1 protein-coding gene is annotated in these 919 nt (G+C 75.0%); it reads left to right on the forward strand.

The window, feature by feature from the left end:
• Positions 1–39 precede the first annotated feature (39 nt).
• The coding region (locus D7Y13_RS41765) for an NAD(P)/FAD-dependent oxidoreductase (protein ID WP_244222476.1) at positions 40–919 on the forward strand (880 nt) is incomplete at its 3' end.

Here is a 919-nt window from a genome sequence, read left to right on the forward strand (position 1 = left end):
ACCCGGACCATGCCCGCCTCCCGCGTTCTGGATGACCTGTTGCCCCGCCGTGATGGTCCCCTGCCTCGCGTGGCCGTCATCGGGGCGGGCGTGTCGGGGCTGACGCTGGCCCGGGTGCTCACGGGTGCGGGCTTCCCGGTGCGCGTGCTGGACAAGGGCCGTGGGCCGGGAGGGCGGTTGTCCACGCGGCGGAATCCGGACGGCGGCACGTTCGACCCTGGGGCGCAGTACTTCACGGCGAGGGATCCGCTCTTCATGGCGCAGGTGGAGGCGTGGGTGGCGCAGGGGGACGCGGCGGAGTGGCAGGGCCGCATCGGGACGCTGGAGCGCGGGACGGTGACGCCTTCGGCGAAGGAGTCCGTGCGGTACGTGGGCGCGCCGGGGATGAACTCGGTGGCGAAGGCGCTCGCGGAAGGGCTGGACGTCCGGAGCGGTGTCCGGGTGGAGCGGGTGGCCCGGGACGGGGCGGCGTGGCGGCTGACGTCGGATTCGGGCGAGGACCTGGGGCTGGCGGAGGTCGTGGTGGCCGCGGTTCCCGCTCCGCAAGCGGTGCCCCTGTTGGCGGGGGCGCCCGCGCTGGCGGATCAGGCGAAGGGGGCGCGGCTGTCTCCGTGCTGGGCGGTGATGGCCCGGTTCGAGGCGCCCATGGCGCTGGGGCTCGATGGGGCGTTCGTGAACGACTCGCCGTTGTCCTGGGTGTCCCGCGAGGCGAGCAAGCCGGGACGAGCGACGGGTGAGCGGTGGGTGCTGCACGGGTCGCCGGAGTACAGCGCGGCGCACCTGGAGGAGACGCCGGAGGAGGTGGCTCCGAAGCTCGTGGAGGCGTTCGCCCGGGCCCTGGGCACGGACGTGCGCGCGGTGGAGGCGGCGGCGCACCGCTGGCGCTTCGCGATGCCCTCCCCTCCCCTGGACACGCCCG

The organism is Corallococcus praedator (assembly GCF_003612125.1).
Classification (GTDB): Bacteria; Myxococcota; Myxococcia; order Myxococcales; family Myxococcaceae; genus Corallococcus; species Corallococcus praedator.